Origin of the sequence: Asanoa iriomotensis, from assembly GCF_016862515.1 — a bacterium.
GTDB classification, from domain to species: Bacteria; Actinomycetota; Actinomycetes; order Mycobacteriales; family Micromonosporaceae; genus Asanoa; species Asanoa iriomotensis.
This window is the reverse complement of record NZ_BONC01000055.1, coordinates 23356-40438: the sequence shown is the minus strand read 5'-3', so window position 1 is coordinate 40438 and position 17083 is coordinate 23356. Positions and strand designations below refer to the sequence as shown.

Sequence of the window (17083 nt, the reverse complement as noted above, 5' to 3'; positions counted from 1 at the left end):
ACACGGCGACCAAGGCGGTCCGCGTGGCAGCTCGTGCGTTTCCGATGGCTGAGGATCGCATGTTTTGCCACGCCTAACATGACCCGAATGACAGTTGACCTTTTCGCCGGGATTTCGGTCCGGGACTTCGGGGCGGCGCTGGAGTGGTACGAGCGGTTGCTCGGTGCACCGCCGTCCTTCCTCCCGAACGACGTCGAGGCCGTCTGGGAGCTGGCCGAGCACCGGTTCCTCTACATCGAACGCCGGCCCGAGCACGCTGGGCACGGGCTCAGCACGGTGTTCGTCGACGACATCGAGGGGCGCGTCGCGGGCATCGCCGCGCGTGGGCTGCGCCCAGCCCTCGACGAGACCTACGAGAACGGCGTGCGCAAGGTGACCTATCGCGACCCGGAAGGCAACGAGGTCGGCTTCGGTGGCATCCCGGGCCAGGGCGACCCCGCCGCCTGAGGCCGCCTACCATCGTCCCCGGACCCGACCGTCGGTGAACCGTGGGAGTGCGAAACGATGGAGACCCTGGAGTTCCAGGCCGAGGCGCGCCAGCTTCTGCAGTTGATGATCCATTCGATCTATTCGAACAAGGACATCTTCCTGCGTGAGCTGATCTCGAACGCCTCCGACGCGTTGGACAAGCTGCGGCTCGCGGTGCTCCAGGACGGCGTCGAGGGTGACACCGGCGACCTGCGGATCGAGCTCGAAGCCGACGCCGAGGCGCGGACGCTGACCGTGCGGGACAACGGCATCGGCATGACCCGCGACGAGGTCGTCGAGCTGATCGGCACGATCGCCCGCTCCGGCACCGCCGAGCTGCTGCGGCGGCTCAAGGACGCCAAGGGCGACACGGACCTGATCGGCCAGTTCGGGGTCGGCTTCTACTCGACCTTCATGGTCGCCGACAAGGTCACCCTGGTCACCCGCAAGGCCGGCACCGAGGGCCACGGCACCCGCTGGGAGTCGGCGGGGGAGGGCACCTTCACGATCGACGACGCGCCGGACGCGCCCGTCGGCACCGCGGTCACCGTGCACCTGCGGCCCGCGGACGAGGAGGACGCGCTCTTCGACTACACCGCGGACCGGAAGATCCGCGAGATCGTCAAGCGCTACTCCGACTTCATCGCGTTCCCGATCAGGATGGGCGACGAGACGCTCAACTCGATGAAGGCACTGTGGGCCCGGCCCCGCAGCGAGGTCTCCGACGACGAGTACCACCAGTTCTACAAGCACATCAGCCACGACTGGGTGGACCCGCTCGAGACCATCAACCTCAAAGCCGAAGGCACCTTCGAGTACGAGGCCCTGCTGTTCATCCCGTCGCAGGCGCCGTACGACCTCTTCCAGCGCGACGCCCGCCGCGGCCTGCAGCTCTACGTCAAGCGCGTGTTCATCATGGACGACAGCAAGGAGCTGATCCCGGACTACCTGCGCTTCGTCAAGGGCGTCGTGGACGCGGCCGACCTGTCGCTCAACGTCTCGCGCGAGATCCTGCAGCAGGACCGCCAGATCCAGCTGATCCGGCGCCGCCTGGTCAAGAAGGTCCTCTCGACGATCAAGGACCTGCGGGCCAACGAGCCGGAGAAGTACGCGACGTTCTGGCGCGAGTTCGGCCGGGCGCTCAAGGAGGGCCTGCTCAACGACCCGGACAACCAGAAGGCGATCCTCGACGTCGCCACCTTCGCCTCCACGGCCGGCGCTGACCCGACGACGCTGTCGGACTACATCGCACGGATGAAAGAGGGTCAGGACGCGATCTACTACCTGACCGGCGACTCGCGTACGCAGGTCGAGAACTCACCGCACATGGAGGCGTTCCAGGCCCAGGGTCGCGAGGTCCTGATCCTGACCGACCCGGTGGACGAGATCTGGGTGGAGGCGGTCCCGGACTACGAGGGCCACAAGCTGCAGTCGATCGCCCGCGGCGACGTCGACCTGCCCAATCCCGAGACGGAAACCCCGGGCGACTTCGCGCCGCTGGTCGACTACCTCAAGGAGACGCTGGCGGCGCAGGTCAAGGACGTCCGCCTGTCGCACCGCCTGACCACGTCGGCGGCCTGCCTGGTCAGCGACACCGACGACATGGCGCCGGCGCTGGAGAAGATGTACCGGGCGATGGGCCAGGAACCGCCGCGGGTGAAGCGCATCCTGGAGCTCAACCCGAGCCACCCGCTGGTCGAGGGGTTGCGCGCGGCGCACGAGCGGCAGCCGGACGACCCGACCCTCCCGGACACGGCAGAACTGCTGCACGGAACGGCCCTGCTCGCCGAGGGCGGCGACCTGGACGACCCGGCCCGCTTCGCCAAGCTCCTCGCGGACCGCCTCGCCCGCACGATCTAGCCGCAGGTCCGCACCGGACGGGGGTTGTGACCTGGGTTACACCCGCTCATGGGAGGTGTTGCCGGCTCGTCTGTTGTTGTCACGAGCCCGGTAGCACCCGAATGAGGTGGTGGAGATGAAACGAAGCTGGACCCGCGCCCTGGTGACACTGACAGCGACGATCGCTGTGGTGCTTGCGGTCGGCGCAACACCGGCCCACGCGGCCCCCATCAGTCTGGTCAACCAGCACACGCATCGTTGCCTGGCCGACAGCTTCACGAACAACCTGCAGGTGCTCCCTTGCAGGTTCCCCGACTCGACGCAGAACTGGGAGCTCGGCTGGTCGGTCGCGGGCTACGTCCAGCTGAAGAACGCACACACCAAGCGGTGCATCGAGGACAGTTTCAAGTACGGCCTGAAGACGGTTGCCTGTGACGCCTTCCCCGCCGATCCCACGCAGATGTGGGATGAGGAAACCGACCCGTACGACGGCTACTACAGGTTCCGAAACTCGCACACCGAGAGGTGCATAGCTGACAGTTACGCCGGCGGGCTGGAGGTCCTTCCCTGCAACCGCACGGTGCTCACCCAGCTATGGCGATAGTGCGCATCTAGGCGCCGCCCGATCACGCCCTGATCGGGCGGCGGCCGCCGAGGGTGCTTTCGCGGGTGACCAGCCGGAACGGCGGCTGCACGTCGTACGGCGGCCCCACCGGCGTCCCTTCGATCCGGGCCACGAGCCGCCGCACAGCCAACCGTCCGATGTGTTCTTTGTCCGGGGCGATGGTGGTCAGCGTCGGATTGCTGAAGCGCCCGTCCTCGATGTCGTCGATGCCGATCACCGCCACGTCGTCCGGGATCCGCAACCCTGCCTCCACCACCGCGCGGATGGCGCCGATCGCGACCAGGTCGTTGTAGGCGAACACCGCGTCCGGTGGCTGTGTGCGTGCCAGCAGGTCCCGCATCGCCAGCAGGCCGTCCGCACGGCCGAACGCGGTGGTCGGTGCCGCCAGTGCCGGGTCCCACGGCAGGCCCGCGCCCGCCAGCGCCTCCCGGTAGCCACGCAGCCGCAAGTGGGCCGACTGCCGGTGGTCGCCGGCCTGCGCGCCGATGAACGCGATGCGGTAGCGGTCCAGCGACACCAGATGCTGCACCGCGACGTGGCTCGCGGCGATGTTGTCGATGGCGATGTGGTCGTGCGGCACGTCGTAGACGCCCTCACCGATCAATACCATCGGCGTGGTCGGCGGGCTCGCCAGCACCTCCTCGCGGGAAACCGCCACCGGGCTGAAGATGAGGCCGTCGAAGATCTGCCGGCGGGAGTTGTCGATCATGAGGACCTCGCGCTCGTACGCGCCGGCGGTGTCCTCCATCACCAGCGTGTAGCCCAGCCCCGCGGCCTCGCGGATCGCCGCACCGGCCAGCTCCGCGAAGTACGGGTTGTCGAACTCAGGGATCGCCAGCGCGATGATGCCGCTGCGGCCGAGCCGCAGGTGCCGGGCGCTCAGGTTGGGCGCGTAGCCCAGCTCGTCGATCGCCGACTGCACCCGCTGCCGGGTCTCCTCGCCCACCGGCCGGTAGCCGTTGACCACATTGGACACCGTCGACAGCGAGACGCCGGCCCGCGCCGCGATGTCCTTGAGGCTCACGCCCACGTACGCACTCCCTCGATCACCGCAGCCGGCGGATCCGGCTGAGACAGCTCTGCGTCACCACCACCACGACCAGGAAGGCGCCGCTGACCACCGACTGGTCGACGAAACCCTTGGTGCGGTCACTAGTTACGTTATTCCCGGACGAAGCAAGCAGAATCGCCACCTTGCCGGTGCCACCGGTGGCCTTGATCGCGTCGGCGGCGCGCTTGCCCTGCTCGAAGAAGTTCGAGCCGAGGAACGCCACGTAGTCCTTGCACGCCGTCGCGTTGACCTTGCGTCGCGGATCGACCGTGCCGTCGTGTCGATCTCCTCTTGCGCGTTGGCGGGCGGTGCAATGGAGACGCAGATATTGATGTATGCCCATTGACTGACGAGTCCGTCGGGCTCTATAACGTTATACAGCCGGTCATCGATGTCTACAAGGCATCGACCGAAACCGTTTCGGCCTCTAGAGATCACGGAGCAGGTATGAAACCGTCCCGTCGTACCTCTGTCGTCGCTCTCCTGGGCTTGGTCGTGGGTATGCTCGCGGTGCCGAGCGCCGCACAGGGCGCACCGGCCAAGCCGCCGCCACTGACCACCCCGTGGACGGCGCAGGCGCTCAACGGCACCCCGCTGCCGGAATATCCGCGCCCACAGCTGACCCGGCCCGACTGGCAGAACCTCAACGGCGAGTGGCAATTGCGCCAGTCGGCCACCGACGACGCACCGCAGTTCAACACCAACCTGCCGGAGCGGGTCAACGTGCCGTTCCCGGTCGAATCAGCGCTGTCCGGGGTGATGCGCGCGCCCGGCGACAACCGGAACTATCTGTTCTACCGGCGGACCTTCACCGTGCCGGCGTCGTGGGCCGGGCGGCGGGTGCAGCTCAACTTCGGCGCCGTCGACTACCAGGCGACCGTGTGGGTCAACGGCCAGCAGGTCGGCGGGCACACGGGTGGCTATGACGCGTTCACGTTCGACATCACCGACCGCCTGAACGGCGGCACCAACGAGCTGGTCGTGAAGGTCTGGGATCCGAGCGACACCCGGCAGAACGGGAGCCTGCCGCCGATCGGCAAGCAGACCAAGACGCCCGACGGGATCTTCTACACGCCAAGCTCGGGCATCTGGCAGACGGTGTGGCTGGAGCCGACCCCGGCCGCGTCGATCAGCTCGGTCGACCTGTACCCGAACCCTTCCAACAACACGATTCGGGTACGCGTGTTCACGCGCGGCTCCGTCTCGGGCTTCTCGGTGCTGGCCGAGGCCATGAACGGGTCCACTGTGGTCGGATCCGCCACCGGTGGGTTCGCGGAGTTCTCCGTGCCCGTGCCGAACGCGCGGCGGTGGTCGCCGGACGATCCGTTCCTCTACAACCTTCGCGTCTCGCTGCGGAACGGCTCGGGCGCCCTCGTGGACCAGACCATGCACTACTTCGGCATGCGGGAGATCACCACGGGCCTGGTCAACGGGGTACGGCGGCCGTTGCTGAACGGCCAGTTCGTCTTCCAGACCGGCACCCTGGACCAGGGCTACTGGCCGGACGGCGTCTACACCGCGCCCACCGACGCCGCGCTCGCCTTCGACCTGCAGAAGCACAAGGACCTGGGCTTCAACATGGTGCGCAAGCACATCAAGGTGGAGCCGCAGCGCTGGTTCTACCACGCGGACCGGCTGGGTCTGCTGGTCTGGCAGGACGTGCCGTCACTGACCGCACAGAACATCGACCCGAACGCGGCGCAACAGGCCCAGTTCGAGGCGGAGGCCACCGAGATCGTCAACGAACACCGCTCGTCGCCGTCGGTCGTCGCCTACACGGTCTACAACGAGGGCTGGGGCGAGCGGACGCTGGCCGACACGCAACGGGTCGGTGCCGGGGTGAAGGCGCTGGATCCCTCCCGGCTCGTCAACGTCCACAGTGGCTACAACTGCTGCCAGTCGCTGGGCAACCCCGGCAACGGCGACATCGACGACTGGCACGTGTATCTCGGCCCGGACTCTCCGCTGGCGTCGTCGCGGATCGCGGTGCTGGGCGAGTTCGGCGGGCTGGGCCTGCACACGCCGGGCCACGAGTGGAGCCCGAGCGGCAACTTCTTCGCGTACGAGTGGCAGGCGAACGCGACGGCTCTGACCGACCGTTACGTGGGGTTGGTCGCCGGTGTCCAGAACCTGATGCTGGGCCGTGGCCTGTCGGCGGCGATCTACACGGAGATCACCGACCTGGAGGGAGAGCTGAACGGCTTCGTCACGTACGACCGCCAGGTGGTGAAGATGGACCAGAACCGCGTGCGGGCGGCCAACCAGGCGCTGATCGCGGCGTCGCGCGCGCTGCCGGCGCTGTCACCGACCACGCTGCCGGTCAACCAACGGCGGTCGCTCCAGGTGACGACGCCGGGCTACACGAACCGGTACCTCCGGCACCAGAACAGCCTGGCCTACACCGAGGTGGTGACGGCGTCGTCGCCGGCGTTGCTGAAGAACGACGCGACGTACACGATCCGTCCTGGTCTGGCCGATGCCTCCTGCTACTCGTTCGAGTCGGTCAACTTCCCGGGCCAGTTCCTGCGGCACGCCAACTCCCGCGTGCAGAACTCGCCGAACGACGGCTCGGCCCTGCTCCGCGCGGACGCCACCTGGTGCGCCCGGACGGCTCTGACCGGCTCGGGCGTCTCCCTGGAGTCGTGGAACTTCCGCGGCTCGTACCTCCGCCACTACAACTCGGAGGTCTGGCTGTCGAACGGCGCGGGCGGCGCGGCCTACAACTCGCCTTCGCTGTGGACGGCCGACAGCACATGGAACATCGCGTCACCCTGGGCGCCGTAGTTCGGCGGCGCCGCACCACCTACCGGGCCGGGCCGAACTCCAGCTTGACCGTGTGGGTCAGCTCGTCGCGCAGCTCGCCGTCGACGCCGAGGGAGATCGTGCCCTCCTCGGTCACCGCGAACGTCAACTCGACCGAGCTGCTGTCCATGACCATCCGCTCGGGACCGTCGGCGGCCGCGCCGATGATCCGGCGGATGGTCTCGATGGCCTCGACGAGCACGCGGGAGACCTCGCCGGTGCGCACCTCGTGCTCGTCCGGCTCCGGCGGGACGAGGGTGACCGTGATGGTGTGCGTGTCCGTGCGGGCCACCTTGGCACCGAGGCTCAGCTTCAGCCCGATGACCGGCACGCGGAAGTCGATCTTCCCGCCCCCGCTGCTGGCCGCGACGACGTTGAGGGTGAGCTGGGCCGACCGGACCACCAGGTCCCGCGAGGTACTACCGCTGACGTTGGCGGTCTTGACAGCGTTCTGAATCTCGGTCACAAGCTCTTCGGCAGGGACGGTTCCTTGGAAGGGCTTCATGGCGTTCCTCCGGATCGGGACATGGCGGCGGGGTCGCCGAAGATGGTGTACGCCAGCCACGTGGGGTCGGCGCTGTCCGACTCCCGCAGGGACTTCCGCGCGGCGAAGGCCGCCTCACCCAGCGGCACGGTCCGCAGGCGGGCGTAGAAGTCCTCGGCGAACCGCCCCGCCGGCTCGCTGCGCACGTCCCACAGCGTGCCGACGAACGCACCGGCGCCGGCCTTCATGAACTGGCTCGCGAACCCCATCATGTCGGTGTAGCGCGGCACGTCGGCGGCGCTCGTGCAGGCGTTGAGGAAGACCAGCGGTGCACGTTCACGCAGAGCCTCCGCCACGACAGCGGTGTTGAGCAGGTCGGGTACGAAGGCCCCGCCGTTCATCCCGATCGCGGAGCCCGCCGCCGCGTCGAACGCGTTGTGACACGCGAAGTGCAGCAGACCCGCGTCGCCGGACTCGATCAGCCCGAGGAGCTGCTCGAGGTCGACGATGGTCCGGCCGTCTTCGGGCACGCCGAGCACGCTCCGGATCCGCTCGACCTCGACGTCCGCGTTCGAGGGCGCACCCGGTGGCACGACGAAGCGGGCGTCGGTGAGGCCGATGTGCGGCGACCGGTGCCGGTGCATCCGCCGGAGCACAGGGAACTGCTCCACCAGGAACCCGTAGTCGTGGGTCGCGGACTTCGGGTAGACCATCTCCCAGGGCACGGCGTCCATCGTGGACGCGATGGTGAACATGGTGATCCGGTCCCGGATCGACCAGAACTGCTCCTGCAGCTCACGCGGGATCATCGCGTCCCACAGGCCGACGCCCAGGTTGCGCATCAGCGAGACCGCGTTCGGGGCCGTGTAGCCGCTGGCCCGCGCACCACGCGCGATCCGGCCCAGGGCGTCGCGGGCCCGCTGCACCGCGGCGGCCGGGTCCTCGGTGAGCTTGTCACCGGGGACGGTGTCGAAGAGGTCGTCGCCGGCCAGCAGTTGGAACATGTACTGGCCGTTGTTGACCAGGACCTGCAGGGTCGCCTCACCCTGGCGGCCGGACAGTGCGGGCAGGTCCGCGGCGTGGGCGCCGCTGTCGACGACCGCCGTGTCGCGACCGATCGACACCTGGAGCTCGAGCGCACCGACGTAGGTGCCGCCGGCCCAGGCCGTGACGGTGAGCGGGTGCAGCCCGACGTCGGTCGACCGGAGCGCGAACCGGACGGGCGCCGAGTCACCCACCGGCGGCACCAGGAGCCGCTGTTGCACGGGCCCGACGGGCGCGAGCCCGGCCCGCGATTCCAGAACGACGGTCAGCTCCGCACCACCCGGGGGTACGTCGAACGCGGCGAGCGCGCTGGCGAACGGTCCCAGGTTCGGGGAGTCCTCCAGCACGACCCGCACGATGAGACTGATCTCGTCGCCGAGCGGCGCCCGTGCGGGAATGCTCCCGGTCAGCAGCCGCTTCGCCGAACCACCGGACGACTGCGGCGGCGTGCTCTGCTGTGTGACCGTGGCGGGCCAGTACCGACCCGGACTCAGATCCAGCGGCGGTGTGCCCCAGTCGTCGGGCGGATGCAAAGGCAACGCGCCCACGGGCTCCGCGTCCACGGGGACGACCGGGCGGCTGCTCTCCCTCGGCGCGATGCGGGCCAGGTAGGCCTCGACCAGCGCTTCGTGGTCCCCACCCGTCAGGTGTCCGGAGAATCTCCGCCCGTCGATCTCGATCGTGACGTCGGTGGGCTGGCGTCGCAGCCAGGAGGCGATCACCCGCACCAGGAGGCGGATGCCCGCCGCGGAAGGTTTGATCGCAAGCGCCAGCCCGGCGACCGCTGCCGCCGGGCCGGACCGCTGCGCCGGCGGCGGCACCATGAGGCGGATGGTCGTCGCGTCGATGTCGGAGGCGAGCAACTCGGCCCGCAGATCGCCGATCATCCCGGCCAGCCGCGGCTTGTCGGCGTCAGCCGCGACGATCAACGGGACCTGAAAGGCGTCGGACATCGGTCCAGGCTAGCCGCTGGAGGACGGTGTGGAGGGTCGCAGCAGGACCAGTTCGTGGCCCACGCCGACCAGCAGCCCGCCGGCCGGGCCGGGTGCGACCGCGCGGACCGCGCCGGGCAACTGGTAGGTGGTCAGCGCGGTCAGCGAGAACGGGTCGCACAGGGCGACGATGCCGTCGTCGTCGCCGAGCGTCAGTGCCGGACGGCCGCCAGCGGTCGCCCAGGCCATGGCGTTCACGCGGCCGTGCGACGCCATACGGGTGGCGACCGTGTCGCCGGTGGCGATGTCGTGCACGTGGATCGTCGATCCGGTGTCGACGGACGCTACGAACGGGCGCCCGTCGACGAGCGCGCACGCCACGGCCGTGACCCGGGATCCGTGCCGCGCGAGCGTGGTGAGGGTCGAGGCACGTGCTGGCTCGCCGGTGAGGATGCGGCGCCGGACCGTGCCGTCCGTGCCGCCGCTGACGACGGCCAGGCCCGCCGCGGTCGGCATTCCGCCCACCGCGGTCAGGACGTGGCCGCCGGCCTCGGCGACCATCGACGTCTGCCAGGTGCGCAGATTCCAGATCCGCAAGGTGTCGTCACCGGTCGTCGCGACCGCGACCGGATCGCCGTCGTGGACGACGGCCGCGACCGCGATCGTGCCGCCCTGGCGGCGGCCGTGTTCCGGGCGCAGCGCGGTGCGCCGCAGCGGGCGCAGGAGCGCCAGGTCCCAGGCCTCGAGCCCGTCGGGACCGGCGACCACCGCGATGGCGCGGCCCGCCACGTCGGCGGTGACGATCCCCGTCGCCGCCGTGGTGCGCGGCACCGCGGTGGCGAGGCTGTGCCCGGTGTCCGCGTCCCAGAACCGCAGCGTGCGATCGGCCGCGCTGGTGATCGCCACCGTCCGGCCCGCGGCGGGCACGCAGGCGACGGCCGTGACGTCGTTGTGGTGTGCCGTGCTCGGCCCGGCTAGGGGGTCGTGGATCCGCAGCCGCCGGTCGTCGCCGGCCGACACGATCCGGATCTCACCGTCGGACCTGACGAGGTCGACCGCCCACACCTTGTCCCTGTGCCCGGAGAGGACGGCGGCGCAGCGCCCGGCCGACAGGTCCCAGAGCCGGACCGTACCGTCGAGGCTCGCGGACGCGGCCATCGGACGTCCGTCCACATATCCGGCCGCGATCCCCTGCACCGAGTCGGTGTGCCCGTGCAGTTCGCGGGTCAACCCGCGGTCCACCAGGTCGTACACCCGCACGACCCCGTCGGCGGAGGCCAGCACCGCGACCTTCGCACCGTCCACCGACGTGCACCGGACGTCCCAGACCCGGTGGCGCGCCACCGGGAAGGACCGCACGAGACGGGACCGGCCGAGGTCCCAGATCCGCAGGTCGCCGTCGTCGCCGATGGACACCGCGATGTCGTTGCCCGCCAGGGTGTTGCAGGTGACCGCCCAGACGGCCCGTTCATGACTCCCGACGAAGTGGATCTTGCCGGTCGCCAGGTCGATCCGGAACACCCTGCCCATACCGTCCCCGAAAACAGCGTCCGGGCGTTTGCCGACCATGCCGCAGGCGACCGACCACACGGACACCGAGTAGTGGCGCAGTCTTCTGACGGACTCTCCGGACGTCAGGTCCCAGACCACGATCTCCCCGCCGCTGCCCACCGACACCGCTGTCGGGCGGCCGCCGACGTCGACGCAGGCCACCCCCGTGACCCGGTCGCTCTGTGCGCCCAAGGTTCTGACACGTGCACCGGTGGACACATCCCAGACCGCGACCGATCCGTCGACATCGCCGGTCACAGCGATGGCGCGACCCTCCAACTCGCCACCGGCGACCGCCCACAGCTTCGCTCCGGACGTGTTCGTGTCGATCGTCGAGAGGTCCCACACGCGTACCGTGCGGTCCGTGTTGCCGGTGACCGCGACCGGCCGGTGGTCCAGCTTGGTCGTGGCCACCGTCGTGACCCGCCCGGTGTGACCGGTCAACGTGCTCAGATGCGTGCCGTCGCGGAGATCCCACAGCCGCACGGTCCGGTCGGTGCCGCCGGTGACAGCGACCGGCCGGCCGTCGATCTCGGTCGTGGCGACCGCCCAGACGCGATGGGTGTGACCCGCGAGCACCCGCCCCCACGGTGTGCTCAGCTCACCGTCGTCCTGCCGGGCGAGGGTCCACAGCCGCACCGTGCGGTCTCGGCCGCCGGTGACGGCGACCGCCTGACCGTCGATCACCGTGCAGGCCACCGCCGTCACCCGGCCGATGTGTCCGCTCAGCCGCCCGATCGCGGCCTCGTGCCGGTCGAGCAGCCAGACCAGGCCGGTGCCGTCCCAGCCCACGGTCACCGCGACGGCCCGACGGTCGATGGTCGTGCACGCGACCGAACGCACCGACCGGGTGTGGCCATGCAGGATCCCGATGCATCGCTCGGCGGGCGCCTCCGCACGGGTCGACACGTCCCAGACCCGCACAGTGCGATCGGCGCTGCCCGTCACCACGACGGGCCGGCCGTCGATCTCCGTGCAGGCAGCCGACCAGACCCGGTCCCAGTGGCCCCGCAGCTCGATGATCTCGTCTCCGGTGCGCAGGTCCCACATCACCACGTCGCCGTACGCGTGTGTGCTGAACGCGACCGGGCGTCCCTCGACCACAGCGCAGGAGACCGACGCCACCTCGCCGTGCCGTGCTTTCAGCCGCCTGAGCGGAACCTCGGCCGCGAGGTCGAAGACGGTCAATAGGTGGCCGTCCGCGACCACCACGACCGGCCTGCCGTCGACCTCGGCGCAGGCGACGGCGTTGAGTGCCGAGTTGGCGCGGGCCAGGACGCCGTGGAGCGCGGCCGAGGTCAGCCCGTTCGTCGCCCAGCGCGGCACGAGGTCGGCCACGGACTCCGCGACCCGCGGTGGGTCGGCCGCCCGGAGCCGCACCGCGTCGACCGCCAGGAGCTGCCGCCGGCGCTGCGTCGCCACGTCCCGGTGCAGGTGTGCGGACGTCTGGTAGACCCGGGCCCACACCTTGGCATCGCGCTCGGTCACCCTCCGCAGCGCCGGGATCAACGTGTCGGCGGCGGCGTGCACGAGGAACTCGCGGTCGCCGGCCAGGTCGTCGACCACACCCGCGGCGGCGGCGTGGGTGGCGAGATTGCGCAAGGTGTACGGGTGCGCGTGCGCCCAGTCCAGCGCGAAGTCCGGCGTCCGCGGCGCCTGGGCGGTCAGCACGTCGACGAACGCGCGGTGGCTGGCCGCCGGGTCGGCGCCTTCGCGGAGGTACTCCGCCATCGCCACGTGGTAGAGCCGGTAGACCGAGCGCCCGCGCTCCTCGGTCTCGGCGACGTATGACCAGGCGGCCCGGCGCAGCCACAGCAGGTCCTCGTCGGTGTAGCGGCGGCCACTGAGCCGGGACGCCAGCGGTGCCCAGACGTCCTCCCACGGCAGTCCCTGCCCCTGCGCGAACGCCAGCGGCAACAGCAGGTCCCGCGCCCGCGCCGCATGCTCGCCGAGCCGGGCGAGGTCGCGCGCCATCGCGTCGCCCGGCAGCTTCGGCAGGCTCGACCGCCAGGCCACGTCGTCCGGATCGGGGACTTTCTCGCTCGTGGCCAGGATCCGGCTCGTGATGCCGGCGACCAGGAACGAGTTGCCGGCGGCCGAGACGACGGCGTCCGCGATCGCGCGGACCACCTTGGCTCCGGCGCCCGGGTACGGGCTGTCCGGCGCCGACCGCAGCAGCGCCCGCACCGTGTACTCGTGGATCGCGGACGGATCGGCGTAGTCCCGGTCGAGATCGACGTGTTCCGCACCCGGGATCAGGCCGAGCAGGTGCGGCCGGGTGCCCAGCAGCAGCCGGACCTTCCCGGCGCCCTTCTCGACCAGCGGCCGCAACAACTTCGTGATCAGCCCGTGCGGGTCGATCGCCTCCTCGAGCGCGTCGACCAGCAGGACGTGCGGGCGCTCGCGGTCCGGCAGCCGTGCCAGGAACGTGCCCACAGTGCCGGCGTCCACCTCGAGGGCGGCGGAGATGGTGGCCAGCACCTCGTCGACCGCCAGGCCGCCCGCGTAGACGGCGGCGTCGATGGCACCGACCGGTGGCACGGCAGTGGCCGGCAGGCGCAGGCTGTCGACCGGGACGGTCGGGCGGCGCTCCGCGTTGGACAGCGCGGCGAGCAGGCCGAGCACGGCGGTCTTGCCCGAGCCGGGGCCGCCGGTCACCACCATCGCCCTGGGCCCGGACGCGGTCGTCAACCAGGTCGTCAGGTCCGTGAGCGCCGCGTGCCGGCCGGTGAACCACCAGCCGTCGCCCTGGCTCGCCCGGGTGCGGGCCAGGAACCGCTCCTGGTAGTCACGCTCGCTGCGCGCCGCCCGGTCCTGCCACTCGACGACCTGGGCGACGTGCCGGTCCACGTCGTTGGCCCGCGCGTCGTCCGCCTGACCGCGGTTGGGGTTCGGGAAGAACGCGGGAACGGCACCCGAGAGCCCGACGCTGTTCCAGCTCACCCGCTGGTGCGGCGGCCGCGCCGGGTCCACGTTCATGCTCTGCACGAGCGCGCCCATGTCGAGCGCCGCGGGAGACACGCCGGCCGTCGCCTCCGCCGTGACGGCGTTGCGCAACAGCGCCGGGAACGCGTTGGGCGCGGCGGCCTCGTTGGGCCGGGCCGAGGCCAGCACGACGAAGCCGGCGTTGGGTATCGACCCCCACCGCTGCGCGAACCGCTGCACCGCGGCGGCGGTGAGGTCGTGCCCGCCCTGGCCCGAGTAGCAGGTGTCCAGCATGAGCAGCACGCGGCGCACGCGGGTGCCGAGCAGCATCGCGCGCGCGACGTCGACGGTCGGCAGCGCCGTGACCGGGTTGTCGGGGTCGGTGTCCGAGAGCATGAGCACGTGCTCGAAACCGGCCTCGTCGAGCACCTCGCCGTGGGTGGCCAGGTAGACGGCGACGAGGTCGTCCTCGGTGCGTTCGGGCGAGCGGCAGAACTCGTTGAGGCGTACGCGGAGCTGGTCCTTGGTGGGGTCGAGCCCGAGGTCGGCGACGTGCGTGTAGCCCAACCGGCCGGTGAACAGGTCCACCACCTGGTTGCGCGACTCGACCAGCTCCGGCCGGTCGAGGTCCGGCGCGTGCGGGAAACGGGTCACCGCCGTCGCGATCAGGTAGCGGCGGCCACCACCGTCCGAGTCGCCCACGACCCTCCTATCCGGCCCGGACGCCCGCGGCCACCGCGGCACCGGTCTCGGCGGCATTCAGGTAGCGGGCGACCGCGTGCGCGCTCGATCCATTGTGGATAATGTGGCAGCGCACCGCCGGACCGAACGGCCCGCGCAGGTCCTTGACCAGAGCCACCACGTCGCCGGCGTCGGCGATGTTGTGCCACGCGAGGTCGCCGGCGCCGGGCCATCGACCGAGCCCGCCGTCTGGCGCGGGCCTGAGCCGCTCGAAGATCACATTCGCGATGCCGAGCGGGGAACCGAGCGTGACCAGGACGCGCACCGGGTGGCCGGCCAGGGCACACAGCGTCTCGTAAGCGGCCACCGACCCCAGCGAGTGCGCCACCACGACCGCGGTGTCGGGTCCGATCACGGCCCGCAGCCGCTGGCCGACCTGCTCACGCACGCCGTCGTCGCCGAAGTAGCGACTCACCTGCTTCAGGTCGGCGATCATCATCCGCGTGGACAGCCCGGCGAAGAACCGCGAACCGCTCAGCGCCCGCAGGGCCGCCTGCACCGACGCTGGTGTGCGGCCGAGGGTCCGCGCCGCCGGCGGCACCACCGCCGGGTCGCCCTCGGCGGCCGCCGCCCACCACAGCATGAGCAGTGCGGCCTCGTCGGCGGTCACGTCGGCGGCGGTGTAGGGCGGCGGGGCGACACCCGACAGCGGCCGACCCGGCGGGCGAAACAGGTCACCATAGAACGCGGCGGCGACGTCCTCGCGTTGGACCAGGCCCGCGGCCTGGGCAAGCGTCAACCCATCCTGCAGCGGCGGCAGCCACGCGGCGAGCATCGACTCCGGCCCCGAGTATTGCTGCCCGATCCCGTGAACCAACACGACGCGTGCCACGTGGCGGGCCTCCCTGGGGTCATACCGCGAGCACCCATTGTCACCCCGCGTGCGGCCAACGCCTAGATCGCCCGGGCGAGCCGGCCCGACCCCCGTAGTGTTCCGCCACCGTGGCCCAACGGTTTGACGTCAAGATCTCGACGGCCACGAGTCCGGTGGCGGTGAAGCCGTCCTCTACACCTACGGCCCCGACGCCAACCGACTCTTCGCCGCGATGGAGCCGCAGCTGCGAGCCTTCCCGGCCAGGCCGGCCCACGCCACTCTCCGCTTCGGCGAACCGGATGACCCCGCCGCCATCGAACAACGCATCGACCTCTGACCCGACCGTGCCGCACCCGTAGGCTACGACGGTGGTTAGGAGGTTCGGCAGCCGGATGCCACGACCGGTCGTGATCGGTCTTGCCCTCTACACGCTGCGATTCGTCGTCTACCCGATTGCCAGTGATCTATGGGCAGCCGCACAGGGAACGCTGCCTGCGGGATACGCGCGTTGGCCGGTGACCTGGGTCGCGATCGACGTGCTGGTCGCGGGTTCGTTCGCAGCGCTCGCCGTCGGGCTCTGGCGGGGAAATTCGGTCGCGCGGGCGCTGGTTCTGGTGCTGGTCGCCTTCAACCTCGCATCCGGCGTCATCTTCTTCTCCGCGTTCACCGGCTGGTGGATTCTGTCGATGCTGGGCCAGACAGCCGTTGCCGTCGCCATCGCCGTGCTACTGACGAGACCGGCGGCGCGGTCCTGGTTCGCACGGTCGACCCCGGCACCGGCCACATCCACCTGAACTCGCCAGTGCCGCAGCCGCCAAGCGGAAGATGAGTCTGACTTCCCCCGCGTCAATACGGGCGGTAGAAGAAGAGTGACCAGACGAGTGGGGCCGCGGCGAGCGGCGCCAGGGCCAGGGCCAGGAGGCGTAGCCACGTCGGGAGCTTGGTGCGCATCGCCACGATCGCGGCGGCCAGGACGTACGCGCACGACAGCAGTGCCGACGGGAGGACCGCCCACGGGTCGGCGCCGCACTTCGACGGGTCGTCCACGAACGGTGGTCGGCACGGCTCGGAAGGTGCCATCGACAGCAACAGCCCGACTGCGGACAGGCAACCGATCGGTAGCAGCGGCAACGCCAACACCGCGAGTGCGACGTTCACGCCGACCCGCGGCGGCCCCGCCGGGGCCGCGCCCCCGCCTGGCGTCACTCACATCACCGTCCCGCCCGCCTCGTTGGACCACAGCATCCACCAGCAGCCTGGAAGGTTGCTTAAGGGGGCGCGCGACAATGTGGAGGGTCAGCCGTGCAACGGCGCCGGACCCAACCGGCCCCAGGCCACGAAGACCGCCAGGGCCAGGTAGAGCAGGTCCGGCGCGATCGTGGCCCGCTCCCCGCGGCGCAACCGCATGATGGCCGCTCCGGTGAACAGCAGCGCGACGCAGATCGCCGTCACCGGCACCAGCACCGGCGCGATGTCCAGGACCGCGGGCAGGATCAGGCCCGCCGCGGCCAGGATCTCGAGGGCGCCGATCGCCCGGAGGGCGCCGGGGCTGAAGTCCATGACCCATTCGGCGGCGCGCCCGACGGCGGCCATCCGCTCCCGCGGCACGTACATCTTCGATGTGCTGACCAGCAGCACGGCGGCCAGGATTCCGGTGACGATCCACAAGGCGAGGTTCATGTCAAACACAGACGAAGGAGCCTCACGCCCCATGAACGGCCGTAACCCAGGTCACAGCGCGGTCCGACCGGGGCGGCCGGGTGAGCCCGGATCCGCACACCGAGACAGCTAGGCTGTTCGTTGAACC

13 protein-coding genes are annotated in these 17083 nt (G+C 70.5%); 5 read left to right on the top strand and 8 right to left on the bottom strand.

All coding sequences use genetic code 11. The features are described 5' to 3' along the window. Positions 1-87: 87 nt before the first annotated feature. The 3 genes from Air01nite_RS29955 to Air01nite_RS29945 all read left to right on the top strand — a co-directional run bounded on the left by Air01nite_RS29955 (position 88) and on the right by Air01nite_RS29945 (position 2911). The gene (locus Air01nite_RS29955; protein WP_203706697.1) at positions 88-447 is read left to right on the top strand and encodes a VOC family protein; all 360 of its coding nucleotides are present in this window, start codon (positions 88-90) and stop codon (positions 445-447) included. Positions 448-504: 57 nt separating this feature from the next. Further along, positions 505-2328: a molecular chaperone HtpG gene (htpG, locus tag Air01nite_RS29950; RefSeq protein WP_203706696.1), complete on the top strand. Its 1824-nt coding sequence runs from the start codon at positions 505-507 to the stop codon at positions 2326-2328. Positions 2329-2443: 115 nt separating this feature from the next. Continuing rightward, entirely contained in the window at positions 2444-2911 is a 468-nt protein-coding gene (locus Air01nite_RS29945) for an RICIN domain-containing protein (protein WP_203706695.1), read from the top strand. A gap of 22 nt (positions 2912-2933) precedes the next feature. On the opposite strand, the gene Air01nite_RS29940 is transcribed toward Air01nite_RS29945, so the two are convergent. Both Air01nite_RS29940 and Air01nite_RS29935 read right to left on the bottom strand, forming a co-directional pair. Then, entirely contained in the window at positions 2934-3962 is a 1029-nt protein-coding gene (locus tag Air01nite_RS29940; RefSeq protein WP_203706694.1) for a LacI family DNA-binding transcriptional regulator, read from the bottom strand. A 16-nt stretch (positions 3963-3978) separates the two neighbouring features. Beyond that, entirely contained in the window at positions 3979-4206 is a 228-nt protein-coding gene (locus Air01nite_RS29935; protein ID WP_239091058.1) for a hypothetical protein, read from the bottom strand. A gap of 224 nt (positions 4207-4430) precedes the next feature. Between Air01nite_RS29935 and Air01nite_RS29930 the strand changes: the two genes are divergently transcribed. Further along, entirely contained in the window at positions 4431-6767 is a 2337-nt protein-coding gene (locus tag Air01nite_RS29930) for an AbfB domain-containing protein (RefSeq protein ID WP_203706693.1), read from the top strand. A 19-nt stretch (positions 6768-6786) separates the two neighbouring features. Here the strand turns inward: Air01nite_RS29930 and Air01nite_RS29925 are convergent, their stop codons facing one another. From Air01nite_RS29925 to Air01nite_RS29910, 4 genes are read right to left on the bottom strand one after another with little or no spacing between them, the layout of a single operon-like run. Further along, positions 6787-7251 carry a trypco2 family protein gene (locus Air01nite_RS29925; RefSeq protein ID WP_203706692.1) on the bottom strand — a complete coding sequence of 155 codons (465 nt, stop codon included), beginning with the start codon at positions 7249-7251 and terminating at the stop codon, positions 6787-6789. A gap of 35 nt (positions 7252-7286) precedes the next feature. Beyond that, on the bottom strand, positions 7287-9266 hold the full coding sequence (locus Air01nite_RS29920) for a CHAT domain-containing protein (RefSeq protein WP_203706691.1): 1980 nt from the start codon (positions 9264-9266) through the stop codon (positions 7287-7289). Between the two features lie 9 nt (positions 9267-9275). Beyond that, the gene (locus tag Air01nite_RS29915; protein WP_203706690.1) at positions 9276-14423 is read right to left on the bottom strand and encodes a WD40 repeat domain-containing protein; all 5148 of its coding nucleotides are present in this window, start codon (positions 14421-14423) and stop codon (positions 9276-9278) included. 7 nt (positions 14424-14430) lie between these two features. Beyond that, the gene (locus Air01nite_RS29910) at positions 14431-15294 is read right to left on the bottom strand and encodes a hypothetical protein (RefSeq protein WP_203706689.1); all 864 of its coding nucleotides are present in this window, start codon (positions 15292-15294) and stop codon (positions 14431-14433) included. A gap of 374 nt (positions 15295-15668) precedes the next feature. Here Air01nite_RS29910 and Air01nite_RS29905 point away from each other — a divergent pair, with 374 nt between their 5' ends. After that, on the top strand, positions 15669-16070 hold the full coding sequence (locus tag Air01nite_RS29905; RefSeq protein ID WP_203706688.1) for a hypothetical protein: 402 nt from the start codon (positions 15669-15671) through the stop codon (positions 16068-16070). A 52-nt stretch (positions 16071-16122) separates the two neighbouring features. On the opposite strand, the gene Air01nite_RS29900 is transcribed toward Air01nite_RS29905, so the two are convergent. Together Air01nite_RS29900 and Air01nite_RS29895 are read right to left on the bottom strand one after the other, a co-directional pair. Continuing rightward, positions 16123-16482 (bottom strand): hypothetical protein, encoded by a 360-nt coding sequence (locus Air01nite_RS29900; protein ID WP_203706687.1) that lies wholly within the window; start codon positions 16480-16482, stop codon positions 16123-16125. Positions 16483-16572: 90 nt separating this feature from the next. Next, positions 16573-16956, bottom strand: a complete 384-nt coding sequence (locus tag Air01nite_RS29895) for a DoxX family protein (protein WP_203706686.1) — start codon at positions 16954-16956, stop codon at positions 16573-16575. Positions 16957-17083 lie beyond the last annotated feature (127 nt).